The sequence below is a fragment of the Kitasatospora sp. NPDC036934 genome, from assembly GCF_055608425.1.
On sequence record NZ_JBVJQR010000002.1, the window covers coordinates 395035 to 421396 of the forward strand.

At 72.7% G+C, this 26362-nt stretch carries 26 protein-coding genes; 22 read left to right on the plus strand and 4 right to left on the minus strand.

The window, feature by feature from the left end; genetic code table 11:
- Positions 1–16: 16 nt before the first annotated feature.
- From ACZ7BZ_RS04535 to ACZ7BZ_RS04580, 10 genes are all read left to right on the plus strand, one after another.
- Positions 17–544, plus strand: a complete 528-nt coding sequence (locus ACZ7BZ_RS04535; protein ID WP_470357062.1) for a DUF1508 domain-containing protein — start codon at positions 17–19, stop codon at positions 542–544.
- The gene (locus tag ACZ7BZ_RS04540; protein ID WP_470357063.1) at positions 534–938 is read left to right on the plus strand and encodes a hypothetical protein; all 405 of its coding nucleotides are present in this window, start codon (positions 534–536) and stop codon (positions 936–938) included. The genes ACZ7BZ_RS04535 and ACZ7BZ_RS04540 overlap by 11 nt, the downstream gene beginning before the upstream one ends.
- A gap of 385 nt (positions 939–1323) precedes the next feature.
- Positions 1324–2364: a PstS family phosphate ABC transporter substrate-binding protein gene (locus ACZ7BZ_RS04545; RefSeq protein ID WP_470357064.1), complete on the plus strand. Its 1041-nt coding sequence runs from the start codon at positions 1324–1326 to the stop codon at positions 2362–2364.
- Between the two features lie 237 nt (positions 2365–2601).
- Positions 2602–3195: a hypothetical protein gene (locus tag ACZ7BZ_RS04550; protein ID WP_470357065.1), complete on the plus strand. Its 594-nt coding sequence runs from the start codon at positions 2602–2604 to the stop codon at positions 3193–3195.
- A 244-nt stretch (positions 3196–3439) separates the two neighbouring features.
- Complete coding sequence (locus ACZ7BZ_RS04555) at positions 3440–6016, plus strand: hypothetical protein (protein ID WP_470357066.1); 2577 nt, start codon at positions 3440–3442, stop codon at positions 6014–6016.
- A 410-nt stretch (positions 6017–6426) separates the two neighbouring features.
- The gene (gene pstC / locus ACZ7BZ_RS04560; RefSeq protein WP_470357067.1) at positions 6427–7458 is read left to right on the plus strand and encodes a phosphate ABC transporter permease subunit PstC; all 1032 of its coding nucleotides are present in this window, start codon (positions 6427–6429) and stop codon (positions 7456–7458) included.
- A gap of 94 nt (positions 7459–7552) precedes the next feature.
- The gene (pstA, locus tag ACZ7BZ_RS04565) at positions 7553–8824 is read left to right on the plus strand and encodes a phosphate ABC transporter permease PstA (RefSeq protein ID WP_470357068.1); all 1272 of its coding nucleotides are present in this window, start codon (positions 7553–7555) and stop codon (positions 8822–8824) included.
- Positions 8825–8862: 38 nt separating this feature from the next.
- Positions 8863–10668 carry a substrate-binding domain-containing protein gene (locus ACZ7BZ_RS04570; protein ID WP_470357069.1) on the plus strand — a complete coding sequence of 602 codons (1806 nt, stop codon included), beginning with the start codon at positions 8863–8865 and terminating at the stop codon, positions 10666–10668.
- Complete coding sequence (locus ACZ7BZ_RS04575; RefSeq protein WP_470357070.1) at positions 10665–11573, plus strand: sortase; 909 nt, start codon at positions 10665–10667, stop codon at positions 11571–11573. Before ACZ7BZ_RS04570 ends, ACZ7BZ_RS04575 begins: the two co-directional genes overlap by 4 nt.
- 128 nt (positions 11574–11701) lie before the next feature.
- Entirely contained in the window at positions 11702–12478 is a 777-nt protein-coding gene (locus tag ACZ7BZ_RS04580; RefSeq protein ID WP_470357174.1) for a phosphate ABC transporter ATP-binding protein, read from the plus strand.
- On the opposite strand, the gene ACZ7BZ_RS04585 is transcribed toward ACZ7BZ_RS04580, so the two are convergent.
- Positions 12475–13320, minus strand: coding sequence for an HAD family hydrolase (locus tag ACZ7BZ_RS04585; protein WP_465739989.1), 846 nt, complete (start codon positions 13318–13320; stop codon positions 12475–12477). The genes ACZ7BZ_RS04580 and ACZ7BZ_RS04585 overlap by 4 nt on opposite strands.
- Before the next feature lie 165 nt (positions 13321–13485).
- Between ACZ7BZ_RS04585 and ACZ7BZ_RS04590 the strand changes: the two genes are divergently transcribed.
- Entirely contained in the window at positions 13486–13695 is a 210-nt protein-coding gene (locus ACZ7BZ_RS04590; protein WP_470357071.1) for a hypothetical protein, read from the plus strand.
- Between the two features lie 9 nt (positions 13696–13704).
- Here the strand turns inward: ACZ7BZ_RS04590 and ACZ7BZ_RS04595 are convergent, their stop codons facing one another.
- Positions 13705–14592 (minus strand): LLM class flavin-dependent oxidoreductase, encoded by an 888-nt coding sequence (locus tag ACZ7BZ_RS04595; protein ID WP_470357072.1) that lies wholly within the window; start codon positions 14590–14592, stop codon positions 13705–13707.
- A gap of 80 nt (positions 14593–14672) precedes the next feature.
- Here ACZ7BZ_RS04595 and ACZ7BZ_RS04600 point away from each other — a divergent pair, with 80 nt between their 5' ends.
- The 3 genes from ACZ7BZ_RS04600 to ACZ7BZ_RS04610 all read left to right on the plus strand — a co-directional run bounded on the left by ACZ7BZ_RS04600 (position 14673) and on the right by ACZ7BZ_RS04610 (position 16917).
- Positions 14673–14987 (plus strand): hypothetical protein, encoded by a 315-nt coding sequence (locus ACZ7BZ_RS04600; RefSeq protein ID WP_465660039.1) that lies wholly within the window; start codon positions 14673–14675, stop codon positions 14985–14987.
- Between the two features lie 32 nt (positions 14988–15019).
- A complete protein-coding gene (locus ACZ7BZ_RS04605) occupies positions 15020–16258 on the plus strand; it encodes a hypothetical protein (protein WP_470357073.1) in 1239 nt (412 codons plus the stop codon).
- A 116-nt stretch (positions 16259–16374) separates the two neighbouring features.
- Positions 16375–16917, plus strand: coding sequence for a MarR family transcriptional regulator (locus tag ACZ7BZ_RS04610; RefSeq protein ID WP_470357074.1), 543 nt, complete (start codon positions 16375–16377; stop codon positions 16915–16917).
- Between the two features lie 277 nt (positions 16918–17194).
- Here the strand turns inward: ACZ7BZ_RS04610 and ACZ7BZ_RS04615 are convergent, their stop codons facing one another.
- Positions 17195–18106, minus strand: coding sequence for a serine/threonine-protein kinase (locus ACZ7BZ_RS04615; protein WP_470357075.1), 912 nt, complete (start codon positions 18104–18106; stop codon positions 17195–17197).
- A gap of 77 nt (positions 18107–18183) precedes the next feature.
- Between ACZ7BZ_RS04615 and ACZ7BZ_RS04620 the strand changes: the two genes are divergently transcribed.
- The 8 genes from ACZ7BZ_RS04620 (at position 18184) to ACZ7BZ_RS04655 (ending at position 25035) form a co-directional block, all read left to right on the plus strand.
- Positions 18184–18726: an RNA polymerase sigma factor gene (locus ACZ7BZ_RS04620; RefSeq protein ID WP_470357076.1), complete on the plus strand. Its 543-nt coding sequence runs from the start codon at positions 18184–18186 to the stop codon at positions 18724–18726.
- Positions 18723–19502, plus strand: coding sequence for a hypothetical protein (locus ACZ7BZ_RS04625; protein WP_470357077.1), 780 nt, complete (start codon positions 18723–18725; stop codon positions 19500–19502). Before ACZ7BZ_RS04620 ends, ACZ7BZ_RS04625 begins: the two co-directional genes overlap by 4 nt.
- Positions 19503–19596: 94 nt before the next feature.
- On the plus strand, positions 19597–20277 hold the full coding sequence (locus tag ACZ7BZ_RS04630; protein ID WP_470357078.1) for a hypothetical protein: 681 nt from the start codon (positions 19597–19599) through the stop codon (positions 20275–20277).
- Positions 20278–20713: 436 nt separating this feature from the next.
- On the plus strand, positions 20714–21295 hold the full coding sequence (locus tag ACZ7BZ_RS04635; RefSeq protein WP_380452574.1) for a hypothetical protein: 582 nt from the start codon (positions 20714–20716) through the stop codon (positions 21293–21295).
- Between the two features lie 96 nt (positions 21296–21391).
- Positions 21392–22417 (plus strand): ABC transporter ATP-binding protein, encoded by a 1026-nt coding sequence (locus ACZ7BZ_RS04640; protein ID WP_470357079.1) that lies wholly within the window; start codon positions 21392–21394, stop codon positions 22415–22417.
- The gene (locus ACZ7BZ_RS04645; protein ID WP_470357080.1) at positions 22401–23300 is read left to right on the plus strand and encodes an ABC transporter permease; all 900 of its coding nucleotides are present in this window, start codon (positions 22401–22403) and stop codon (positions 23298–23300) included. Before ACZ7BZ_RS04640 ends, ACZ7BZ_RS04645 begins: the two co-directional genes overlap by 17 nt.
- 66 nt (positions 23301–23366) lie before the next feature.
- Positions 23367–24284 carry an ABC transporter ATP-binding protein gene (locus ACZ7BZ_RS04650; RefSeq protein ID WP_470357081.1) on the plus strand — a complete coding sequence of 306 codons (918 nt, stop codon included), beginning with the start codon at positions 23367–23369 and terminating at the stop codon, positions 24282–24284.
- Between the two features lie 34 nt (positions 24285–24318).
- The gene (locus ACZ7BZ_RS04655) at positions 24319–25035 is read left to right on the plus strand and encodes an ABC transporter permease (protein WP_380452582.1); all 717 of its coding nucleotides are present in this window, start codon (positions 24319–24321) and stop codon (positions 25033–25035) included.
- Positions 25036–25095: 60 nt separating this feature from the next.
- Here the strand turns inward: ACZ7BZ_RS04655 and ACZ7BZ_RS04660 are convergent, their stop codons facing one another.
- Positions 25096–26334 (minus strand): CynX/NimT family MFS transporter, encoded by a 1239-nt coding sequence (locus ACZ7BZ_RS04660; protein ID WP_470357082.1) that lies wholly within the window; start codon positions 26332–26334, stop codon positions 25096–25098.
- Between the last annotated feature and the right edge of the window lie 28 nt (positions 26335–26362).

Sequence of the window (26362 nt, forward strand, 5' to 3'; positions counted from 1 at the left end):
CTGGACGGAGGGGGCAGTGGACGCTTCCGGCCGCGGTCACACCGCAGCAGGGGCAAGTCGAGGGGGGTTCCGGACCGAGCGCGCGCCGGACGGGCGGTACCGCTGGCAGCTGAAGGCGTCCAACGGACGGGTGGTGGCGATCACCTCCGCGCTGTTCGAGACGCCCGGCGAGGCCGAGCGGGGCTTCGAGGGCCTGCGCGCCGGCGCCGCCGAACTGACCGCGCGGATCACCCATGTCCGCGACGGGATCGGCTGGATCTGGGTCATCCCCGGCTCGCGCACCCTGCCCGAAGTGCGGTCCAGCCGCGCCTACGAACGGTACGCGACGTGCCAGAACGCCTTCCGCCGCTTCGTCGTGCTGCTCGCCAAACAGCCCGCGCGCGAGCCGGTGGTGCGGGAGACGTCGCTACGGGAGACGTCGGTACGGGAGCTGCGCGAGCCGGCCGTGCGAGACCGTTCTGCCCGTGACATCGCGGCCCGCGACGTTCCGGCACCCGGACCCGGCCGAAGAGCCGTGCCGCTGAGACGCCCCGATGGCCGCTGAGCGGCGCGGGCCACGGCTGCTGATCGTGCCCGCGGCCGACCGCTGCGTGGGCTGGGCGCTGCGCGCCGCCAACGGCCGGCCGCTGGCCGTCGGCGTGCGGACGTACCGCAGCGAGGAGGAACTCGCCGAGGCCGTCCGCGAACTGATCATCGAACGGGCCGTGCTGCGCTGCTCGACGGCGCAGTCCGAGGGGCGCCAGTGGGTCTGGTCCGCCCACCTGCCGGTGCGCAGCACCCGGCCGGGCTCGGCCGCCGGCGTCCCCGTCGCCCGGAGCGCGCGCGGTTACCTGCGGCGCGACCAGTGCCGGGCGGGTGTCGAGGGCTTCCTGGCCGGACTGCAGTGGGTGGGGCAGGAGTTGCGGCGATCCGGCCGGAACGGCCGCTGGCCGCTGTAGGGCCGATCGGGTCCGCGCCCCCGGTTCCCGTCACCCCTCCTGCCACGCCCTCCCGTCATGCCCCTTCGGGTCCCTCGGGTTCGTGCTGTCCCGGTGAAGCGCGGGTTTCCGGCAACACCCCGAGCCGCCTCCTGGAGAAGAACGTCGACGGGGTTCGGAGGCCCTGTTCCGGCCCTGTCACGTCCGCGGTGACCAGTGGCTAAACCTCGTCGAACCGATGAGTCGACAACCCTCGGCCGAGCCCGACCACCCTTCCGACGGAACCGCCCGGCCGGACAGGATCTGTACTGCCGGAGCGGCCGCAGCAGACACGGCCCACCGGCCCCGGGCTCCCCCGGAGCACGGGTTCACGCGATGTACGTCCCTTCTTCGGAGGAACAGGAACATGCGTAAGACCGCTGCCAAGCTGCTCGCCGCCGCCGCGCTGGCGACCTCCCTCGCCACCGTCGCCACCGGCACCGCCGTGGCCGACCCGGCCGCCGGCGTCACCCCGGCCGCGCAGGACATCGTGGGTGTCGGCTCGGACACCACCCAGGCCGTGCTGAACCAGTTCTCGACCGACTACAACGCCTCGCTGGGCTCCGGCTCCACCGCCCCGCACCTGTACAGCTACGACGCCACCGGCACCTCGCCGATCACCACCAAGACGGGTGCCACCTCCATCACCCGCCCGAACGGCTCCGGTGCCGGCATCTCCGCGCTGGCCGCCAACACCAGCGCCACCGTGGACTTCGCCCGCTCCTCCAGGGACCCGCAGTCCTCGGACCCGAACACCTTCGACTTCGTCGCCTACGCGACGGACGCGGTCTCCTGGGCGGCCCAGAGCGGCGGCCACGCGCCGGCCAACCTGACGACGCAGAACCTGAAGGACATCTTCAACTGCAACGTCACCACCTGGAACCAGATCGACCCGAGCCTGTCGACCAATGCCATCAAGCCCTTCCTGCCGCAGGCCAACTCCGGCACCCGCGCGTTCTTCCTGAAGGCGCTCGGCATCACCACCATCAACTCCTGCGTCACCCAGGGCGTCCAGGAGAACCAGGGCAGCACCCTCGCGCTGCAGGACCCGGACGCCGTGGTGCCCTACTCCGTCGCCCACTTCATCGGCCAGGCGTACTACGGCAAGGGCAGCGGCAGCGACGTCCAGGGCCCGCTGACCGTCCGCAGCATCGACGGCGTCGCCCCGATCGACACCACCGACAAGGTGATCACCGACGCCTTCGCGAGCACCAACTACGCCCGCTCGGTCTACAACGTGCTGCGCCACTCCGAGTTCGTCGCCACCGACACCCACGGCACCGCGCTGCAGGCGATCTTCGGCACCAACGGCTGGATCTGCAACAACGCCACCGCGACCGCCGACCTCCAGAGCTTCGGCTTCCTGCCGCTGCCGGCCGGCGCCTGCGGCAGCACCCTGCACTCCTGACCGCCCCCCGTACCACCCGGCGGCCACGGGCCTCGCGTCCGTGGCCGCCGGCCCGCCGCCCCGGCACCGGCCCCGGCCGTGGCGGACCCGGGAGGGCCGACGCTGCCGGCCGCGACGCGACCCTCCCGAGCCCGGGCCACGACCACGAACACGACCCGCCAGCCAGCAGTGGTCACTCCAAAGCGTTCTGACGTCACGTCACATCCGCTCCACCTCACCTCTCCCTGGGAGTACACCATGGCAAGAATCGGCGCCCGTCTCGCTGCCACCGGGGCGGCCGTGGTCCTCGGAGCCACCGGCTTCAGCAGCGTGGCCGCGGCCGACACCGCCGTCACCACCGCGCCCACCGGCAGTGCGGTGATCACCGTCGATCAGCAGTTCCTGGCCAACGCCGGGCTCAACGGCATCATCGTCGTCCCGCTGCCGTCGGCCACGGCGGACGACACCGACAACGTCCTCACCACGACCTTTCCGGTCACCGGTGGCGTGGCCAACATCCCGGCGTTCAACGGCCACGTCCAGTTCGGCGGCGGCCTGCTGTTCGTGAACCTCGACAACGGCAAGAACGTCGCCTTCAAGCAGTTGGACTTCGGCGTCCGGGCCTGGAACATCTCGGCCGTCCCGGCCGGCGGCACCGCGCCGGTGGCGCTGCTGGACCCGCGCGGCTACACCCAGCGGGGCGTCACGGGCACCACCCAGACCGTGTCGGCCTCCAGCCTCCAGGTGGACGCGGCCGGGGCGCAGTACCTGGACTCCGCCCTCGGCACCACGTACTTCACGGGCGGCCAGTCGGTGGGCTCGCTCGCGCTGTCGTACACGCCCGGCAGCTGATCCGGCGCCCGGCCCGACAGCCGGTGAACGGCGGGCCCGTGCCTCGGCGCGGGCCCGCTCGTGCGTCATGGGAGCGTCCAACTCCGTTCCGGGGTAGCCGCGTTGTGTTCTCGTACACCCGGTCGACCGGATCCGGACACGTCGGGCTGGCCGAATGGTGGGACTGGGGGTGCCCGGCCGTCGGCATGCCCGATCCCTTTGCGCCGCGTGCTGGGCGGCGCGGATTCGCACGGAGGTGCCCGCCATGAGAGTCCGACTGCCCGACCGGAGACACCCGGGACGGTGGCGCCGCCGGCTTCCGGCGGCCGCGCTGGTGTGGTCGGTTGTGGTGGCGCTCGGGGTGGTGCCGATCGGCCTGGGCGCCGTACCGCGGGCGGCGGCGGAGTCCTCCGCCGTGACCGTCCCGGGGCCGAACCTGTTCGACCCGAAGAACCCCGGCGTGCCCGGCAAGCCCGGCAGCATCACCGTCTCGCAGACCAAGGACCTCACCAACCAGGTGGTCCAGGTCTCCTGGAGCGGCTTCACGCCGACCGTGGACGGCGTCGGTAACCCGAGGCCGACCGCGCACCGGTCGGACGCCACCACCTTCTACGCCGTCCGGATCTACGAGTGCCGCGGCGAGAAGCCGAGCATCACCGACTGCTACGACAGCTCGCTGTACGGAGGGGACCAGGCGGCGGGCTTCCAGCAGCCGGCGCCCAAGGTGACGGCGCCGGACTTCCCGAGCAACATGGCGATCGCCCCGACCGGCCCGGACGGCTCCGGAGCCGCGGACGTCCAGCTGTACACCTCGGACCAGAGCCCCACCCTGGGCTGCGACGCCACCCACCCGTGCTCCCTGGTGGTGGAGGCGAACTACGGCGGGGACAGCCTCGGCGCGACCACCACGGACCGCTCGGTGGACTGCAAGAACCACGCCATGGACAAGCTGCGCTCCCGCACCACCGCGGCCGACGTGGTGTTCAACCGCGTCGCCATGAACGGGATGGCGAGCGGTGAGCAGTGCGCCTGGGCGAACGCCAAGGTGATCCCGCTGTCCTTCGCGCCGACGCCCGCCGCCTGCGACTCCCGGACGCCGGCGTTCGTGTCCGAGGGGCTGGAGATGGCCAACCGGGCCGTGCAGAAGTGGCGGGCCGGCCTGTGCGTCGGGGACTCGCCGCTCTCGTTCCAGTACCTGTCCGCCAGCGGTGAGCCGCAGGCCCGCACCCGCTTCCTCGCCGGGACGACGGACGTGGCCCTGACGGCGCGTCCGGACCCGGCCGCCCCGGCGCGCCCGTACGTCTACGCGCCGCTGGCCACCTCGGGGGTGTCGGTGGTCTTCCTGGTCGACGACCCGACGACGGGTCGGCAGATCAGGGACATGAAGCTCAACGCCCGGCTGCTGGCGAAGCTGCTCACCCAGTCCTACTCGCCGAAGGGCGCCGTGGCATCGGTGAAGGGCAACCCGACCTGCATCTTCGCGGACCCGGAGTTCCTGAAGCTGAACCTGCTGCCCGACTCCTCCGGGCTCAAGTGGCCGCAGTTCTGCAACGTCAACGAGTTCGCCCCGACGGTCGTGGGCGGGACGACGGACCTGGTCCACCAGCTGACCTCGTGGATCGCCGCCGACCCGGACGCCGCCCGGTTCCTGGACGGCGAGCCCGACCCGTGGGGCATGCACATCGACAGCTACTACCTGCGGCCCGCGTTCTCCGGGTACCCGGTCGACACCTTCCTCCGGCAGGACTCCTCCGGGATGGACAATCCCACCAGCGAGGAGCAGAAGCACTGGCGCGAGTTCGAGTGGAACCCGGTCACCTCCGGGCTGGGCGACCTGGTCCGCAGGACCGTGCAGAACAAGCCCAGTTGCATCCAGGCCAGCGTCAACGGCGCGGGCGGCCACGACGCGTGCGTGCCGATGGAGCCGGGCACCCGGACGCTGTTCTCGATCACGGACACCGGCCAGGCCAAGGCCTACTCCCTGCCCGAGGCCCAACTGCTCAACCCCGCCGGGGCGTTCGTCTCCCCCGGCACCACCGGCTTCCAGGCCGCGGTGGCCGACATGACCGTCGACGCCTCGACGGGAGTGCAGTCACTGCCGTACGGGAGCGCCGACACGGCCTTCTCCCGCGACCAGCGGGCGTACCCGCTGACCACCGTGCAGTACGCGATGGTGCCCACCCGGGGCGTCCCGGCGGACAAGGCGACCGCGATCACCAGGTTCCTGCGGACCACCACGACGAGCGGCCAGGTCTACGGCAACGAACCGGGCCACCTGGCGCCGGGCTTCCTGGCGCTCACCAGCGCCCAGCGGGCCCAGGCGGCCGACGCCGCCTCGCACGTGGAGGCCCAGGACGCCAAGCTGCCCGGCGACCAGGCCGCGCCGCCGAACCCGCCGGCCGTCGGCCCCGGTGACGGGGGCGCCGGCGGGGGCACCCCGGCGGAGGGCTCGGGCGCCGCTGGCGGCACCACCCCCGTCAGCGCCGGCCCCGACGGCGGTACGGCCGGTGGCGGCCTCGGGGAGTCCTCGACCGGCGGCCTCGGGGCCGGCTCCGCGACGCCCGGTGGCGCCGCCGCCGGGGCTCCGGCCGCGGGCGGGAAGAACCCCGGCACCACCCCGGGCGCGCCCGGCAAGTCGCTGAGCGCCGCGCCCGTCGCGGCCGGGACACCGGCGGCGGACCGCTCCGGCGCCGCCCGGCTGCTGCTGCCGATCGCGCTGGTCGGCGGGCTGGTGCTGCTGGTCGGCGGGCCGGCGGCGCTGATCCTGGGCGGGACACCGGCCGGTGAGCGGACGCTCGCCGGGCTGAGGAACGGCTGGTCGCGGCTGCGCCGCCGGTTCTGACCGCCGGTTCTGACCGCCGGTTCCGGCCACCGGTTCTGGTCGCCGGTGCCCCCGACGGTTCGGCGAGGCCGCCGTTCCGGCCTCGCCGAGCCGTCCGCTGTTCGGATCGACTCGGCTGCGTACTCCGTCAGTTGGTGGCGCATGGCGCCGGTGGCCGGATCCTTTCCGCCCTCCGGCGGCCCGCCCATCCGGCTCTCCTGGCCCGCTCCGGTGGTCAACTCCGCTACCGGACAGCCTCGTTGGGGCCTCGTACACGCGCGCGACCCGGTGCGGCCACCTCGGGATGGCCGAATGGGTACGCACCGGAACCACCGTCCGACGCCAACCGACCGCCCATCACGACGACTTCGCGCCACCGTCCAGTCCGGGCGCCCGCCCGGCCATCCGCACCCGAGCACGGAGAGCAGAGCATGACAGCCGCCGCCGAGCCCTCGGCCTCGTCCGCCGGGGCCCCGGGCACACCCGACCGCGGAGCCGACGCCGACGTCCCGCGCACCATCACCGCCCCCGCGACCCCCGGCGACCGGGTGTTCCGCGGGGTGCTGCGGGCGGCCGGGCTCTCGGTGTTCGCGATCATGGGCCTGATCGCCTTCTTCCTGCTGCTGCGCGGCTCGGACGCGCTGCGCGCCGTCGGCTGGTCCTTCCTGACCGAGCAGAAGTGGCAGACGGCGGCGCACACCTTCGGCATCGCCGCCGTGCTGCCGAACGGCCTGCTGATCGCCGTGATCGCGCTGGTCATCGCCGTACCGGTGGCGCTCGCCACGGCGATCTTCATCTCCGAGTACGCGCCCGCCCGGCTGCGCGCCTCGCTGGTTTCGCTGATCGACCTGATGGCGGCGATCCCCAGCATCATCTACGGCCTGTGGGGGCTGTTCTTCCTCCAGCCGCGGATCATCGGCCTCTCCCGCTGGCTCTCCAACCACCTCGGCGACACGATCCCCTTCCTCAAGGTGCGCACCGGCGACATCGGGACCTCCTACACCTCCTCCACCTTCATCGCGGGCGTGGTCGTCTCGCTCATGATCGTCCCGATCGTCACCTCGCTCAGCCGGGAGGTCTTCTCCCAGGCCCCGCAGGGCGAGCGGGAGGGCGCCTACGCGCTCGGCTCGACCCGCTGGGGGATGGTGCGCACGGTGGTGCTTCCGTTCGGCCGCGGCGGCGTGATCGGCGCGGTGATGCTGGGCTTCGGCCGGGCCATGGGCGAGACCATCGCGGTCGCGCTGATCATCTCGCCGAACTTCAAGGCCATCACCCACATCCTGGAGAACGGCGCCAACTCGATCTCGGCGCTCATCGCGCTGCGCTTCGGCGAGTCGGACGCGCTCTCGCTCTCCGCGCTGATGGCGGCCGGCCTGGTGCTGTTCGCGCTGACCCTGCTGGTCAACGTGGCGGCGGGCTTCGTGATCAACCGGTCCCGCTCCGGGGCCTCCACCGCCGACTGAGCGGGCGGTACCGACACATGAGCGGTCCCGCCGAGACCGCTGCCGGGACCCTCGCCGGGCCCCCGGCCGAGAACCCGTCGAAGGGAACGACCCGATGACCACGCTCGACCTGCCTCCGTCCGCGGCTCCGGGCGCCGCCGGCCCGGGCGCCGCCGTGCCCACGGCCGGCCCGGCGGAGCCGCGTCCGGAGAAGCGCGTGAAGCTCGGCGGCGCCACCCGCGAGGACGTGTTCACCGTGGCCGGCGCGGCGGTCGGCTCGCTGGCGCTGAACTGGATGCTGTACGAGCGGGTGCTGCCGTTCAGCGGCGCCTTCGGCTTCCTGGTCTGCTGGTACCTGCTCTTCCTGGGCGCCTACTTCACGCTGGGCCGGCTCCAGTGGGGCCCGCTGCTGGTGCGCGAGCGCCTGGTCTCCGTGCTGGCGTGGAGCGCCGGCCTGCTGGTGCTGGCGCTGGTCGTCGACCAGGTCGGCTACCTCGCGGTGCGCGGGTACGAGGCCGCCCAGCACCTCAACTTCTTCACCGAGTCGATGGAGCGGACCGCCGCGCTCTCCCCGATCACCTCCGGCGGCGCGCTGAACGCGATCGTCGGTTCGCTCGAACAGGTCGGCCTGGCAACGCTGTTCGCGGTGCCGCTGGGCATCGCCGCGGCGATCTTCATGTCCGAGGTCGGCGGCCGGATGGCCAAGCCGGTGCGGACCCTCGTCGAGGCGATGACGGCCCTGCCGTCGATCGTCGCGGGCCTGTTCGTGCTCGGCATCGTGATCCTGACGCTCGGCTTCGACAAGAGCGGCTTCGCGGCCTCGCTCGCGCTCACGGTGATGATGATGCCGATCGTCACCCGGGCCTCCGAGGTGGTCATCCGGCTGGTGCCGGGCACCCTGCGCGAGGCCTCGTACGCGCTCGGCGGCAGCCAGTGGCGGACGGTGTGGAACGTCGTGCTGCCGACCGCCCGGCCGGGCCTGGTCACCGCGGTCGTGCTCGGCGTGGCACGCGGCATCGGGGAGACCTCGCCGGTGCTGCTGACCTCGGGCTTCACCCCGCAGTTCAACGCCGACCCGTTCCACGAGCACCAGGTGTCGTTGCCGCTGTACATCTGGAACTACGTCAAGCAGCCCTACCCCGAGATGGTCGCGCGCGCCTTCGCGGCGGGGCTGACCCTGATGGCCCTGGTGCTGATCCTGTTCGTCACCGCGCGGGTGCTCGGCGGTCGCCGCCCCGGCGAGCTGACCCGCGCCCAGCGGCGCCGGACCGACCGGGAGGCGCGGCGGGCCGAGAGCGCCGCCGGCTCCGTCGTCGCCCGGCCGGCCGTCGCCGGAGCCCAGCCGACCGCCGCCCAGCCGACCGCCGCGCTGCCCTGGAACGGCTGATGACCCATCCAACCCCCCTCCGTACCAGAGGAGTTCTCATGTCATGGGAGGCCGCAAGGCGCTCCGTGGCCCGCGTCCTGGCGGGAGGACTGGCGTTGCTGCTCGCCACGGCCTCCCTGCTGTTCGGACCGGCCGCACCGGCCTTCGCCGCGTCGGTCGCGCTGAGCGCCGACGGATCCAGCTGGGCCGGACCGGCCATCGACCAGTGGCGCCAGGACGTCGGGCCGCAGGGCATCCAGATCAGCTTCAACCCGGTCGGCTCGGCCGCGGGCCGGACCGCCTGGAGCAACGGGCAGGACGACTTCACCGCCTCGGACGTGCCGTTCCGCAGCACCGAGGACACCGGCCTGAACTCCGGGGCCCGCACCAGCGGCCAGGGCACCAGGGAGAACCCGGTCTACGGCTTCTCCTACGTGCCGATCACCGCGGGCGGCACGACCTTCATGTACAACCTGGTGGTCGGCGGCAAGCAGGTCCGCGACCTGCGGTTGTCCCCGCAGACCGTCGTGGACATCTTCACCAACAAGATCACCAACTGGAACGACCCGAAGATCACCGCCGACTACGGCAAGGCCCTGCCCAACCTGCCGATCACCCCGGTGGTCCGCTCGGACGGCTCCGGTGCCACCGCCCAGTTCACCCGCTGGATGGAGCACACCCACCAGGGCCAGTGGGACGACTACTGCAAGTCCGTCAACGGCACCACCTGCGGTGACTACACGGAGTTCTTCCCGCCGTCCGGCCGGATGGTCGCCCAGAACGGCTCCGACGTGGTGGCCGGCTACATCAAGGCGGCGGCCGGCCTCGGCACCATCGGCTACGACGAGTACGCCTTCGCCAAGCGCAGCAACTGGCCGGTCGTGAAGGTGCTCAACCAGGCCGGCTACTACTCGCTGCCGACCGCCTCCAACGTCGCCATCGCGCTCACCGCCGCCAAGATCCGCGGCGTGGACGACAACACCCCGCCGTCCGACCCGAACTACCTGCAGCAGAACCTCGACGGCGTCTACACCATGGACGATCCGCGCTCGTACCCGATCTCCAGCTACAGCTACGTGATCGTGCCGCGGACCGGCGCCGCGCTGCCCCCGCCGGGCCGCTTCAACAACGACAAGGGCGCCGCGCTCAGCAGGTTCCTCGCCTACGTGCTCTGCGAGGGCCAGGGCGAGGCCGACGGCCTCGGCTACTCGCCGATCCCGCGCGGCCTGGTGCGCGGCGGGCTGTTGCAGGCCAGGTCGATCCCCGGCAACGCCAGTCCGGTCGACCCCGAAACCCTGTCCAACTGCGCCAACCCGACGTTCAACTCGGCCGGTGAGCTGACCGTCCTCAAGAACGCCCCGCAGCCGAGCCCCTGTGACAAGCAGGGCGCCCCGCTGGACTGCACCGTCCAGAACGGCCAGGCGGTGAAGACCGGTTCAGGCGGATCGGGCGGCTCCGGCGGGTCCGCCGGCTCCGGCGGTGCGGCCGGTGGCGGCTCCGGCGGTGGCGCTACCGGCGGGTCCGGCGGCAGTGGGTCCGGTGGTGCGGGCGGCAACGGCGACGCGGGCGGGACCGGCGCCGCCGCGGTCGGCGGCGACCCGAACGCCGGTGGCGCCGCGGCCGGCGACCCGAACGGCGGCGACGGCTCCGCCGACACCGTCGACCCGCAGACCGGCCAGGTGGTCGCGCGCGGCCGGGGCGGCTCCACCGAGGTCGCGGCCAACGTGGTCGAGGTGGGCGGCCGGCCGGAGGACTGGATGCTCTCCTCGCTCACCGCCGTGGAACTGCTCGCCGTCGTCCTCGTCCCGCCGCTGCTCGGTCGCCGGCTGCTGCGCCGGCGCAAGGGCTCGGGCGGTGCCTCGTGACGGCACCCGTCCTGGAGAAGCCGCCCGCCCCGCCCCGGCCCGTCGAGGCCCCGCCGGCGGCCGGGCCGGCCGCGGCCCGCCCGGCCGTCAGCCCCGCCCGGCGCCGCTTCCTCCAGGGCGCCTGGGCGGCCAGCCTGCTGGCCGCGCTGGTGCTGGGCTTCGTCGGCTACCTCTTCACGCTCTCGCACGTCCAGGAGCGGCACTACCAGTCGACGGCGTACAAGACCTTCCGGGACCAGCTCGCCCGGGCCGTCGCCCCGACCGGCGCCGCCGCCGACGGCGACCCGGTGGCGCTGCTGGACATCCCGGCGATCGGCCTGCACCAGGCCGTGGTGGTCGAGGGCACCACCGGCCGGGACCTGATGCGTGGTCCCGGCCACCGCCGGGACACCGCGCTGCCCGGCCAGGGCGGGGTGGCGGTGCTGTTCGGCCGGGGCGCCACCTTCGGCGCGCCGTTCGCGGAGCTGTCCGGGCTCCGGGTCGGCGACCGGATCGAGACCACCACCGGGCAGGGCAAGGCCACCTACGTGGTCAACGCGTACGGCGACGGCGACCACCCGATCACCGACCCGGTCCGCGACCGGCTGGTCCTGGTCACCGGCGACTCCGACTGGATCGCCGGCTCCACCGTGATGATCGACGCCCGACTGGAGGGCGACCCGCAGCAGAACCCCGGCGGCCGCCCGGCCACCGTCGCGTACGACAAGGCGCTGGCCTCGGACAAGGGCGCGCTGGCCACGCTGCAGCTGTGGTCGCTCGCGCTGCTGGGCGCGGTGGCCGGCGCGCTGCTGCTGGCCCGGTACTGGCGGCGCTCGACCGCCTGCCTGAGCGCGGCGCCCGTGGTCGGCGCCCTGCTCTGGGCGGTCTACGAGAACGCCGCCGCCCTGCTGCCCAACCTCTACTGACGCGCGCCCGGAGGGCCGTACCGATGACCGACACCACGCACCAGCCGCACGAGGCGGCGGTCGACCCGGCCGCCGCCGACACCCTCACCCTCCCGTCGGTGCCCCCGGCCCCCGGCCCCCGTGACGGGGTGCTGGCCGGGCTGGAGACCCGGGACGTCTCCGCCTGGTTCGGCAGCCGCAAGGTGCTGGAGCGGGTCTCGCTGGCGATGCCGGCCGGCGGGGTCACCGCGCTGATCGGCCCGTCCGGCTGCGGCAAGTCCACCTACCTGCGGATCCTCAACCGGATGCACGAGATGGTGCGCGGCGCCGCCCTGGCCGGCGAGGTGCTGCTGGACGGGGACGACGTCTACCGGCCCGGGCGCCGCCCCGCCGAGGTGCGGCGCCGGATCGGCATGGTGTTCCAGCGGCCCAACCCGTTCCCGGCGATGTCCATCCAGGACAACGTCTCCAGCGGGCTCAAGCTGGCCGGCATCAAGGTGTCCAAGGAGGAGCGCCGGCACCTGGTGGAGACCAGTCTGCGCCGGGCCGGGCTCTGGGACGAGGTGGCCACCCGGCTGCACACCCCCGGCGGCGCCCTCTCCGGCGGTCAGCAGCAACGCCTGTGCATCGCACGGTCGTTGGCTGTCTCGCCGGACATCCTGCTGATGGACGAGCCGTGCTCCGCGCTCGACCCGACCTCCACCCGCCGGGTCGAGGAGACCATCGCCGAACTGCGCGGGCGGCTCACCATCGTGATCGTCACCCACAACATGCAGCAGGCCCAACGGGTCTCCCAGACCTGCGCGTTCTTCCTGGCCACCCACGACACCCCGGGCCGGATCGTCGAGGCCGGGCCGACCGAGCGGCTCTTCGGCGACCCGCGCGACCAGCGGACCTCCGACTACGTCAACGGCCGCTTCGGCTAGAGCAGTCGAAGCAGCCCCTCCAGCACCGCCGCGACGCCGTCCTCCTCGTTGCTCACCGTGTGCAGCGACACCGCCGCCAGCACCTGCGGGTGCGCGTTGGCGACGGCGTACGCGGTGCCGGCCCAGGCCAGCATCTCCAGGTCGTTCGGCATGTCGCCGAAGGCCACCACCTCGGCGCGGTCGATCCCGTGCTCGGCGCACCAACGGGCCAGCGTGCTGGCCTTGGTGACGCCGGGTGCGCTGATCTCCAGCAGCGAGATCGGCGCGGAGCGGGTGATCTCGGCCAGGTGCCCGGCGGCCGTACGGGCCTCGGCGAGAAAGGTGTCCGGGTCCAGCTCCGGGTGCTTGGCCAGCAGCTTGAACAGGCCGCGCACCGGGCCGCCGTCCGCCAGCAGCTCCTCGGCCGGGCCGACCGCGCGGACCTCGTCGTCGCCCCACATCAGCACCTCGTACCCGGGCTCGCGGGCCCAGCCGTCCGCGTACTCGAACGCGAACGCGGTGCCGGGCAGTTTGGCCCGCAGCGTCTCGACCACGGCCAGCGAGGTCTCCGCCGCCATCGGGAAGTACTCGATCAGCTCGCCGCGCCGCACGTCCACGATCGCGCCGCCGTTGGAGCAGATCGCCACCCCGTGACCGCCGATGTGCGGGCTCACCTGCTGCATCCAGCGCGGCGGCCGGCCGGTCACGAACACCACCTGCACGCCGGCCGCCTCGGCCGCGGCCAGCGCGGCGGCGGTGCGGTCGCTGACGGTGCCGCCGGAGCACAGCAGGGTGCCGTCCAGGTCGGTGGCGATGAGGCGGGGGGCGGTGCGGGGTTCGGTCACCGGTCCATCTTCGCCCATCGCCGCTGCCCGGTCACCGGCGCGGCCGGGGCGTGCGGCCCCGACCGTACGGTCGGGTTCCGGCCCTTCGGGCGCCGTTTCCGGCCGATCCGGGCCCGCCCGGGGTGTCGCTGCGGGCGCGCCGGGCAGGACTTCCCCCGGTCACCGTCGTCGGCAGGAAGAGCCATGCCCACTCGCCAGCTCCGTGACGAGCCGCCCCCGACCCTCCCCTCCCCGGACTCCACCGAGGCCCACGAGCCCCCGGGCGCACCGGCCGCCTCCCGCGAGCCGGTCCTGCTCGGCGAGGTCCTCTTCCACACCCTCGCCGAGCTCGCCCGCCGCACCCCGGCCCAGCCCCCCGCCCTCCCCGCCCAGCGCACCCGCCCGCACCCGTGACGCCCGGCCTCAGCCCAGCTGGGCGAGGCCCTCGGTGGCGATCCGCTCGAACACGGCGAGGTCGTTCTCGAAGATCGAGTCCGGCACTGGCCAGTGGATCACCAACTCGGTGATCCCCAACTCCCGGTACGTCCCGGCCCAGTCCACGAAGGCGTCCAGCGACTGCAGCGGCTTCTCCGCCGTCGAGCCCTGGAGCAGCACCTTCTCCAGCGTGGCCGCGTCCCGGCCCTGCGCCTCGCAGGCGGCCGTCAGCTTCGCGATCTGCGCGGCGATCACCGCGGGCGCCTGCTCCACCGGCACGTCCGCCGGGCCCTTCGGGTCGCCGTACGTCACCCAGCCCTGCCCGTGCTCGGCCGCCAGCCGCAGCCCGCGCGGGCCGGTCGCGGCCACGTAGAACGGCACCCGTGGGGTCTGCACGCAGCCGGGGATGTTCCGCGCCTCGACCGCCGAGTAGTACGTGCCCTGGCGGGTCGTGGCGTCGGTGCGCAGCAGCTCGTCCAGCAGCGGCAGGAACTCCCCGAACCGGTCCGCCCGTTCCTTCGGCGACCACGCCTCCTGCCCCATCGCCGTCGCGTCGAAGCCCGTCCCGCCGGCCCCGATCCCCAGCGTGACCCGCCCGCCGGACACGTCGTCCAGCGTGATCAGCTCCTTCGCCAGCGTCACCGGGTGCCGGAAGTTCGGCGAGGTCACCAGGGTGCCGAGGCGGAGCCGCTCAGTCACCCCGGCCGCCGCCGTCAGCGTCGGGACCGACCCGAACCACGGCTCGTCCCGGAACGACCGCCAGGAGAGGTGGTCATAGGTGTACGCGGCATGGAACCCGAGCTCCTCGGCCCGCCGCCAGATCTTCTGCCCCTCGCTCCACCGGTGGATGGGGAGGATAACGGTACTCAAGCGCATGCCGTGACGATACGCCTGCGGATCGGCGGGACTTCGGACCGCCCGCAAGTCGGCACGAGCAGGTCCGCTAGCGTGGAGCCATGGGCACGTTGAGCAGGCGAGAACTGGCCGCGCTGGTCGAGGAAGCGACGGTCGACACCTACGACGAGCACGAGGAACTGACGGCTCTGTTCACCGCCGTCGAGGAGAACCTGGCGGTGCCGTTCAGCACCTCGGTGCTGGGCGTCGAGGTGACCGTGCGTGGCATCGACCTCTCCCGGGACGGAAGGATCGTCGCCCTGTGTGCCCGCGGTGAGTTCCGGCAGACGATCGGATTGCTGGACCTTCAGCTGCCGGAACCGGCTCCGGACGGCGCGGAGTGGGTTGAGGCGTACCGCTACTACTGGACGCAGTGAGCGCCGGAACCTTCAAGATCGAGAGGGCCTGCATGGCTGCCGTGGTACGGAACGAGGACGAGGCATCGTTGCGAGACCTGATCGAGCGAAGCTCCGAACTGAAGGGTGAACTCGTCGCCTTCGCCCAGAGCGCGCGCTTCGACCGGTGGTTGACGCCCCTCCTCCTGGAGGTCGCCGGGCCCCGGCGGCAGTTGGAGGAAGGCGATGCGATCCGGATCATCGACAACTTCATCCTGCGGTACCGCTTTCCGGACGGTTCGACCGTGGTGGACCGGTTCGTCGCCGGACGACGGGGCTTGACCGAGGCGGATCGGGAGATGCTTCTCGGCTGGCGTGATCCGGTCGAGGGCATCTTCGAGATCCGGCGCAAGGACGGGGACGCCGTCGTCCTGCTGAACCTGATCGACGACCTGGAGTACCGCACGTACTCGAACGTCGGGCGGGTGGCCTTCCGCGGAGTGTCCAAGGGGGGATTCCTGCACACCTGCCTGGTGCCCGTCCACTCGGTCGACGGGGCGTGGCTGATCTCCGGAATGATGTCGTCCTACCCGAAGTCCAGCGCCACCGAGATCGCCCAGGCGGCGCTCCAACTGGCCACCGAACATCCCTCATTGGTCTTCCGCAACCCCGAGAAGATCGAGCAGGGATGGCGCTCGATGCGGGAGGACCGAACCGCGTTCATCGAGTTCTGCGGCAGCGACGAACTGGTCCTTCCCCCTGCCGAAGCCGAGGACCGGCTCAACGCCTACTACCGGCATCGGCAGGAGGCCGCCGTCGCCGAGCATCCCGACCGCGTCCGGGGCAGGCGGCTCCCCGGTCTGGCCTTCCCGGCCTTCGAACTACCGCGAGGACTCGCGGAATCGGACACGGTCGGTGTCATCTACGACGAAGTCGACGGGCTCAACTTCTACCCGGACTACGGGATGCTGCGGGACCTCTTCACCGACCCGGCCCTCCCGAGCCGTAGGCATCGCCAGGACCTGCTGCGTACGTACCTGCGCGAGGAGTCGATCGCCCCACTGCCGATCCGCCGGCTGGCCGCCGCCCACCCGGAGACCGTCGACGAGGTGTTCCGGAAGTTGCTGCGGAAGCCCGGGTTCACCTGGGCCGAGCACGGCGAGGAAATGCTGCGCCGGCGCAAGCGCCGGTACTACGAGCAGGAGCCCCGCCCGGGAGTTTCCGTGATCGGCGAGCGCCTCAGCGAGCTCGCCGCCGGCACCGGACGGCAGAAGTTCACCAGAGCACGGCGCGTGGCCTCCGATCACTCGTAGGGATGAATTAGTGACTCATCAGGGGCTATTTGCATAAGGTGCAAGCTGCTGTGCGGCTTATGCAAACTCCTCCGCCGGCACTGCTGCCGCTCCTGCGCACCCCGTTCCAGGGGGAGATGCTGGCCTGGCTGTATCTGCATCCGCAGGAAGAGACCTCACTTGCCGACATTGCCGCACGCTCCGGGGTCTCGACCGCAACCGCCAGCCGCGAGGCGGACCGGCTGGTTGAGGCCGAACTGATCACAGAGCGACGGCTCGGAAACCTCCGGCTGCTGCGGGCCGACGCCACCGGGCGGCTGGCAGGCCCACTGACCGAGCTGTTCGCCCTCACCTACGGTCCGATCGCCGTGCTCGGAGGTCTGCTGCTACCGCTCGCCGGCGTAGAGGAAGCCCACATCTACGGCTCCTGGGCCGCCCGTTACACCGGGGAGGGCGGCGGGGTACCCAACGACGTCGATGTCCTTGTGGTGGGTACCCCCGACGAGGACGAGCTGTACGAGGCTGCACGCGAGGCGGAACGTCTGCTCGACCGAGAAGTCAACGTTCACCGGATCTCGTCGGCCCGCTGGCACGAGCCGGGCACGGACCCGTTCCTCACGGGCGCCAGAAGCCGGCCGACGGTTCAGCTCGAAGCGTTCGAAAGGAAGCACAAGGGATGAAGTGGCAGCAGGGCCGCGCCGCAGTCGCAAGCATGTTGGCGCGCAAGGAGCTGGAGCGCGTACCCGCGAGCCGGGAGCAGGCCGACAACCTGCTGGCCCAAGCGTCGAACCACCTCAAGGCAGCAGAGGCGGTCGCTTCCTTCGATGCGATCGGCGCCTACCAACTGCTGTACGACCCTACGGCAGCCTCTGCGGTCGGCGCCCGACCTCTGAGGGAGCGCGCTGCCGCGCACGGTGTGGGCCCGGCGAGCGGGCCGTCGTCATCGTCGACGCGGATTCAGCGCCGCAGCCAGCTGAGCAGGGCCGTCGCCGAGAACACCGCGCCCGACGCCAGACAGACCGCGCGCGGGGTCAGCCACCGCGGGCCTTCGAGGGGCTGGGACTGCGGAACCGGAGCCAGCAGCGCGTCCGCGAAGGCCTGGGCGGTCGGCGGTCGGTCTGCCGGTTCGACGGACATCGCGGCCCGTAGCAGCAGGACGACGTTCGGTGGGAGCTCCGTTGCGGCTGGGAGCGCCGGCAGCGTCGAGGCGGTCGGCTGGTCGGTCATCAGGGCTGTGGCGCGTCCGCCCGGGCCGAACGGCTTCTGCCCGGTCAGCAGCTCGTAGGCCACGACGGCCAGCGCGTACACGTCGGCCCGCCCGTCCAACCCGCCGGTCTGGAAGGCCTGTTCCGGTGCCATGTACGCGGGCGTGCCCGTGGTCACCGTCAGCCCGGACGCGTCGGCCAGTTGCTTCGCGCTGCCCAGATCCGCCACCAGCACCGCGGCGGGCGCCGGGCCGTCGGCGAGCAGCAGGTTGGACGGTTTGACGTCGCGGTGCACCACGCCCGCCTCGTGCAGGACCTGGACCGCGTAGCCCGCCTCCGCGGCCAGCCGCAGCGCCTCCTGCGGGTCGCACTGCCCGACCCGGTCCGCCAGGGTGCCGCCGCGTACGTAGTCCATGACGAAGTAGGGCCGCTCCTCCTGCACCCCGACGTCGTGCACCCGGACCACCCGCGGGCTGGCGATCCGGCGCAGCAGCCTCGCCTCCGCCAGGAACCGCTCGCGCACATCGGCGTTGGCGGCCCAGTTCTCGGCCAGCACCTTCACCGCGACCTCGGTGTCGAGCTCCGGATCGTAGGCCTTCCAGACCGTGGCGAAGGAGCCGGCTCCGAGCCGCTCCAGAAGGAGGTAACGGCCGAGCTTGCGCATGTGGGAGCATTCTGCCGGAGTCGGGGGGAGCGTGGAACACCCGTACTCGGGGCGGGACGAACGGGGGGATCCGGGTGTTGGAGGAAGGCGAGCTGGAGCGGCTCGTGGCGGCCGCCCAGGCGGGGGACCCGGGGTCGATGGAGTACCTGCTGGCGAAGTTGCGGCCGGTGGTGCTGCGCCGCTGCTCGCGCTTCCTGCCCCACCACGCCGACGCGGAGGAGGCCGCGCAGGACGCGCTGCTGTCCATCAGCACGCACCTGGGCGGGTACGGCGGCCGCGGCTCCTTCCTGGGCTGGGTGACGGTGATCGCCTCGAACGCCGCCCGGTCCACCTACCGCTCGATGCGTCGGCGCGCCGAGGACAGCCACGCCGACCTCCCCGAGTCCGTCGACCCGCGCACCACCAGCGTCATCGCCGGGACCAGGCTCGACGTGATGGAGGCGCTGGCCGCGCTGGAGCAGCAGCACCCCACCCTGGTGGAGTCCTTCGTGCTGCGCGACCTGGGCGACCTGACCTACGCCCAGGCCGCCGAGCAACTGGGCATCCCGTTGGGCACGGTCAGGGACCGGATCCACCAGGCCCGCCGCTTCATGCGCGAGCGCCTGGTCGCCGATCTGTGAACGGCGGTCCCGCTGCGGGCGGCGGCCACGCCGTCGTCCGGCCCCGGTACGCCGTCGCCGCCCTGGTGGCGGCTGCCGCGCTCGGGCTGGCGACCGGCCGGTTCGTCCTGCCACCGCCACCCGGCGGGGCCGTCCCGAGGTCTGCGCCCGCGTCCTCCGGCTCCCTCTCCGCCTCCGCCTCGCCGACCGGCGCTACCGGTCCGGTGACGACCGCGAACCTGCTGGGACCGGCGGCGTTCGGCCCGGACGTCGGCATCGGGCGGATCCACGTCACCGACCGGTACGGCGACGGGGTCTACGCCAACGCGGCCTGCACCGGCGAGAAGACCCTCGGCCAGACCCTGGGCGGGCCCGGTGCCCACTTCCGCGGGCTGATGACCACCACCCGTACCGATCCGGGTGACCCCACGGTGGCCGTCGCCTCCGCCGACCAGGTCGCCCGCGAGGTCGCCGCCGAGACACCTGGCCCTGCTCGGGCGCAGAACTTCAGCGAGCGTCTGCTGCTGGAGGAGGTGCCCTGCCAGGAGGAATCGCCGGGGCACTGGGTCTACGGAAAGACCACGACGCTGCACCTCGCCCCGGACGTCACCGCGAGTTGGATGGGCCTCTACCCGGGAGCGCTCAACACCACCGGCAGAGCGCCCGAGGGCAAGGAGCCCTGCGGCGGCATCGCCGTGCTGCGCAGCGGCAGCCACTACGGGGTGCTGGAGGTCGATGCCTGTCTGGGGACGGCCGCGATGGACCGCGTCGTCAGGGCCGCTCTGTCACAGCTGTGAAACAGCCGGTCAGGGCTCCGACATTTGCTCCTCCGGCGGCATCTCCCCGGTTGTACGAGGACGCAGCAGGCGTCCCGACCAGCAGGGGGACCAGATGACCGAGAACCAGGCCGTCCAGCAGAAGTCCGTTCGCCGCAATCGGGTCGCCGCCGCGGCCTGCTTCGCCGCCGCACTGATCACGGTCAGCGTCGTCGGCACCCAGTCGGCCACCGCCGACGGCGCCGCGCACAACGCACCGCACCGCGCCGCGGTCGCCGCGCCCGGACTCGGCTCCGCCGCCCTCGTCCAGAGCGAGGACTACGTCCAGCAGGGCCTGAACCCGGTCGGCGCGACCGTTTCGCTGACCGGACGCCAGGGGCTGTCCGCGTGCTCCGGAGAGGAGACGATGCGCGACCTGACCAAGGGCGAGGCCACCGGGTACGCGTCCGTGACCTGGAGCTTCGACACCGACGGCCGACTGATCGAGTCGGCGGCGAGCGCCCCCACCGGGACCGCCGCCGACACCTGGGAGAAGCAGCTCGTCGCGCTCGTCGAGGACTGCCGGGACGAGCCCGCCGGCCACTGGTACTACGGCGCGGCCCACACCCTGACCGTCACCGGCGGCACCGCCCACTGGTACCCGGCGTACAACGGCGACGGCACCGTCAGCGGCGGGGTCGCGGTCCTGCGCAGCGGCACCAGGGTCGCCGTCGTCGAGCTCACCCGCCAGCCCACCGACGCCCCGGGCTACGTCGAAGGCATCGCCACCGCGGCGCTGAACCGCCTCTCCTCCTGAACGGCGGCCCGGCTCCGCCCGCGCCGCCGGGCGGAGCCGGCGGCCGAGTAGGGGGGCTCCTCCCCGGGAGGGGGCGTGGGCGCCGCCGGTGTTCCTCCGCTCCTCCCGGCCTGCCCACCGCGTCGGCGGCGCGCCCGCGGATCGGGGATCAGTCCCCCCGGAGGGCAGGGCGGTCCTGCCGTTCCATGCCGCTCTTGTTCGTGAACCTTCAGTGCCAGTTGTATCCCGCGATGATCCACAGCTTCGTGCGCCGGCCGTCACAGCCGTGCCACAGCGGTGAGGGTCACCGCATGGCCGCACACATGGCCGCACAGCAACCCCGGGACGCCGCGCCGGCGCAAGCCCCGGTCCACGTCCACGAGTCCCGTGGGCGGGAGGCGCTAGTCTGTCCGCCGCACCTTTATCTGATCATGCGTTAAACGGGGGTTCTTTCGTCATGTCTGCATCCAGGAGGCTGCTCGCCACCGCTCTGGTCGCCACCGCCGCGCTGGGCCTCGCGGCCTGCGGCCCGGACAACACGTCCGACCAGGGCGCCGGCGGCGCCACCGCGACCGCCGCGCCGGCCGGTGCCGGCGCCGCGTCGCCCACCGCCGCTCCGGCCACCGGCACCGCCAAGCCCGCGCCGAGCGGCAAGCCCACCGACGGCGGCCCGGAGGGCTTCTGCACCAGCGACCCGCTGCCCGCCGGGCAGAAGTGGATCAACGTGGAGAAGGGCACCAGCGCGACGGCCCTGGTCTACAAGGAGACCAAGGACGCCTGCGGCGTCGACGACGTCGCCCACGAGGCGGTGGGCCCCGACAAGACCGCGCAGTTCGCGCCCACCGTCAAGGGCCACCTCAAGTCGGTCGTCGCCGCGCCGAAGGACGTCAACGCGGCCGACCTGGCGAAGCACATCAACGAGTGCATCGCCACGCCGGGGAACCAGAAGGGCTTCTACCCCTGTTCGAGCGGCGTCTACAAGGTCGCGTTCGACGCCTCCGGCAAGGTCACCGAGATGTGGGAGCGTCCGAGCTCCTGACCCGACGGCGGACGTGACACCGGGCCGGGCGGCCCCCTAGGGGTGGCCCGGCCCGGTGTCATACCGGGGCACTAGACGGCCTCGTCATTCCAGCTCATGGCCCTTGTGGCAGCGGCCCGTTACGTTGAGGGCGTGTCCACTGCTGTCATCAAGACCGAGGGCCTCAGCAAGAGGTTCCCCCGGGTCACCGCCCTCGACCAGCTGACCGTCGAGGTGCAGCCCGGGGTCGTCGGGCTGGTCGGGGCCAACGGGGCGGGCAAGTCCACCCTGATCAAGATCCTGCTCGGGCTCTCCCCGGCGACCGCCGGCCGCGGCGAGGTGCTCGGCCTGGACATCGCCACCCGGGGCTCGGAGATCCGCGAGCGGGTCGGCTACATGCCCGAGCACGACTGCCTGCCGCCGGACGTCTCCGCGACCGAGTTCGTGGTGCACATGGCGCGGATGGCCGGGCTGCCCGCCACCGCCGCCCGCGAGCGCACCGCGGACACGCTGCGGCACGTCGGCCTGTACGAGGAGCGCTACCGCCCGATGGGCGGCTACTCGACGGGCATGAAGCAGCGGGTGAAGCTGGCCCAGGCGCTGGTGCACGACCCCAAGCTGGTGCTGCTGGACGAGCCGACCAACGGCCTGGACCCGGCCGGCCGGGACGAGATGCTCGGCCTGATCCGCCGCGTGCACACCGACTTCGGGATCTCGGTGCTGGTCACCACCCACCTGCTGGGCGAGCTGGAGCGCACCTGCGACCACCTGGTGGTCATCGACGGCGGCAAGCTGCTGCGCTCCTCCTCCACCGCCTCCTTCGCCGAGGCGACGGCCGTCCTCGCGGTCGAGGTCACCGACCACCCGGAGGACGCGATCGCCGAGCCCGGCGCCGAGGTCCGGGCGCGGCTCGCGGCCGGCGGGCTGGAGGTCCAGGCGGAGGGCTCGCACCTGCTGCTGGTCCGGCTGGCCGGCGAGGACACCTACGACACCATCCGCGACACGGTCGCCGAACTCGGCCTCGGCCTGGTCCGGTTGGAGCAGCGCCGGCACCGGGTCGCCGAGCTCTTCACCGCCGACACGGACGGCACCGACGGCACCGACAGCGCCAGGGGAGGTAAGGACGATGTCGCAGCCTCCTGACACCAGGCCCGCCGACACCGGCGTCATCCACGACATCGGCTACCGCGGCTACACCGGCCCGCGCCTGGGCCGCGGCTACGCGACCCGCTCGCTCTTCACCCAGAGCCTGCGCGCCACCTACGGACTGGGTCGCTCCGGCAAGTCCAAGGTGCTGCCGATGCTGCTGCTGGGCGTGGTCACCGTCCCGGCGATGATCTTCGTCGCGGCCGCGGTCTACCTGAAGCGGGACGAACTGCCGGTCGAGTACGCCGGCTACCTCTCCAGCCTCAGCCTGGTGGTGTCGATCTTCCTCGCCTCCCAGGCGCCGGTGCTGCTCTCGAGGGACCTCCGGTACCACACCGTCCCGCTCTACTTCTCCCGCCCGATCACCCGCGCCGACTACGTCCGGGCCAAGTTCGCCGCCATGGCCTGTGCCCAACTCCTGCTGATGGCAGCGCCGTTGCTGGTGCTGTACATCGGTGCGCTGCTCGCCGGGATGGACTTCGGGCACAACACCGGCCACTTCCTGTACGGCCTGGCGGCGGCCGTGCTGTACGCCCTGGTGCCGACCTCGGTGGCGCTGGTGATCGCCGCGAGCACCCCGCGCCGGGGCTTCGGGGTGGCCGCCATCATGGGCTACCTGGCGGTGAGTTCGACGGTCGCGGCAGTCGTGGTGGGCATGAGCAGCCCGAGCCCGGGCGGCTCGGACGCGGCCCAGTGGACGGCGCTGATCTCGCCGAACGGCCTGGTGGAGGCGCTGGTCAACGAGGTGTTCGACCTCGGTGACGGCATCGACCGCCGGCACGCTCCGGGCGCGCTCGGCACGCTGGTGTTCGCCCTGGTCGCGGTGGCGATGGTGGCGGGGGCGTACCGGCTCCTGCTGCGCCGCTACAGCCGCGTCTGATCGACCGCGTCCGATCGACCACGTCCGATCAACCGCAGTGTCCGGCAAGACGTCTGAGAGGGCGGCATGGCCACCATCACCATCGACAAGGTCTCCCGCTGGTTCGGGAACGTGGTCGCGGTCAACGACATCACGATGTCGATCGGCCCCGGCATCACCGGCCTGCTGGGGCCCAACGGCGCGGGCAAGTCCACCCTCATCCACATGATGAGCGGCTTCCTCTCCCCGTCCAGCGGCGCGGTCACCCTGGACGGCGCGCCGATCTGGCGCAACCAGCAGGTGTACCGGCAGATCGGCCTGGTCCCCGAGCGGGAGTCGATGTACGACTACCTGACCGGCTGGGAGTTCGTCCTCGCCAACGCCGAACTCCACGGCCTGCCCCAGCCCGGCGCCGCTGCCCGGCGGGCCCTTGACCTGGTCGAGATGGCCCACGCCCAGGACCGCCGCACCGGGACGTACTCCAAGGGCATGAAGCAGCGGGTCAAGATGGCCTCGGCGCTGGTCCACGACCCGGCCGTGCTGCTGCTGGACGAGCCCTTCAACGGCATGGACCCGCGCCAGCGGCTGCAGCTGATGGAGTTGCTGCGCCGCTTCGGCGCGGACGGCCGGACGGTGCTGTTCTCCTCCCACATCCTGGAGGAGGTCGAGCAACTGGCCCGGCACATCGAGGTGGTGGTGGCCGGACGGCACGCCGCCTCGGGCGACTTCCGGCGGATCCGGCGGCTGATGACCGACCGCCCGCACCGCTACCTGGTCCGCTCCAGCGACGACCGCCGGCTTGCCGCCGCGCTGATCGCCGACGGCTCGACCACCGGCATCGAGGTGGACGGCCGGGAGCGGGCACTGCGGATCGAGGCGGTGAACTTCCAGGGCTTCACCACCCTGCTGCCCAGGGTCGCCCGGGAGGCCGGCATCCGGCTGTACACCGTCTCCCCGGCGGACGAGTCGCTGGAGAGCGTCTTCGCCTACCTGGTGTCCGCATGACCTCCACCGTTGCCCGGGAAGGGGCCGACCGACCATGAACCCCACCGTCGCCAGGCTGACCCTGCGCGGCCTGCTCGGCCGCCGCCGCGGCGTCCTGCTCCTGGCGGCCCCCGCCCTGCTGCTGGTCGTCTCCGCCATCGCGAGCGGGTCGAGCGGGGACGCGCACAGCCTGACCGTCAAGATCCTCGGCCAGCTGGACCTCGGCACCCTCGTCCCGATCCTCGGCCTGGTGATCGGCACCGGCGTGATCGCCACCGAGATCGACGACGGCTCGATCGTCTACCTGCTCGCCAAGCCGCTGCCGCGCCGGCAGATCATCACCACCAAGCTGACCGTCGCGATCGGCACCACCTGGGTGTTCGCCGCCGTCCCGACGCTGCTCGCCGGGCTGCTGCTGTACGGCACCGAGGACGGCGTGGCGCTCGGCTACACCGTCGCCGTACTGGTCGCCGGGGCCGCGTACAGCGCGCTGTTCCTGCTGCTCGGCGTGGTCACCCGGCACGCGGTGGTGGCCGGGCTGGCGTACGCGCTGATCTGGGAGTCGCTGATCGGGAACTTCGTCGAGGGCGCCCGGACGCTGAGCATCCAGCAGTGGGGACGGGCGGTCGCCGAGGCGGTGGCCGGGGACTCCGCGATCGGCGCCGACGTCTCCCTCGGGGTGGCCGTCCCGCTGCTGCTGGTGGTCGCCGTCGGAGCGACGGTGCTGGCCTCGGTGAAGCTCGCCGGGCTGACCCTCGCCGCCGACGAGTAGGGCCTCGGCTTCGCCTTCGAGTAGGGCCTGACCCCCACCCGCCGACGGGTGCCCCCGGCCCTACAGGGTCCGGTTGCGTCCGGCCCCGAAGCCGGCGGCGCCGACCACCAGGACCAGCACCAGCATCAGCACCAGGGTGGCGTCCCAGCCGCCGGTGAGCTGGTGCAGGGCACCGGCGCCGACCGGGCCGGCCGCCGCGACCAGGTAGCCGATCGCCTGGGACATGCCGCCCAGCTGGGCGGCGCCGGCCGCGGTGCCGGTGCGCAGCACGATGAAGGCCAGGCCGAGGCCAAGCGAACCGCCCTGGGCCACACCGAGGACGGCCGCCGTCGCCCAGGCACCGGAGACCGGCGCGACCAGCAGCATCGCGATGCCGAGCCCGTTCAGGGCGGCCATGGTGACCGCCAGGGCGCGCTGGCTGGTCATCCGGCCGGCCATCAGCGGCACCAGGAAGGCGCCGGCGACCTGGACCAGGTTGGAGAAGGCGAAGACCAGGCCGGCCTGGCCGCGGTCCATGCCGTGGTCGGCCAGGATGGTCGGCATCCAGGCGACCAGGGTGTAGACGAGCAGCGACGAGATGCCCATGAACAGGCTGATCTGCCAGGCCAGCGGGGACTTCCAGAGGCCCTCGATCGGCTTGGCGGGCCGGGTCGCGGTGGCGACCGCCGCCTTCTCCTGCCGGGAGCGCAGCACCTGCGGCAGCCAGGCCACCGCGGCGACCAGCGCGAGCAGCGACCAGGCGCCGAGCGAGGCCCGCCAGCCGCCGCCGAGCGCGTGCTCCAGCGGGACGGAGGTGCCGGCCGCGAGGGTCGCGCCGACCAGCATGGTGGTCGAGTAGACGCCGGTCATGGTGGCCGCGCGGTCCGGGAACTCCCGCTTGACCAGGCCCGGCATCGACACGTTCAGCACCGCGATGGCCACGCCGATCACCACGCAGCCCGCGTACAACGCGAACACCGAGGGCAGCACCCGCAGCAGCACGCCCGCGCCCAGCACCAGCACCGCGCCCAGCACGACCCGCTCGGCGCCGAACCGGCGGGTCAGCCGGGGGGTGAGCGGTGCGCCGACGCCCTGGAACAGCACCGGGACGGTGGTGATCAGCCCGCTCGCGGTGGCGGACAGCCCGAACGTCCGCTGGATCTCGGCGACCATCGGGGAGACGGCGGCCAGGCAGGCGCGCATGTTCAGCGCGACCAGCAGGATGCCGGTCAGCAGCAGGGCCGGGTGGGCCAGCCGGGCGCGGACGGGGAGCGGGGCGGGAGCGGTGACAACCGGCTGCTGGGCACGGGTGACGGCCATGGGTGTGCTGTTCTTTCCGTGGATCAGG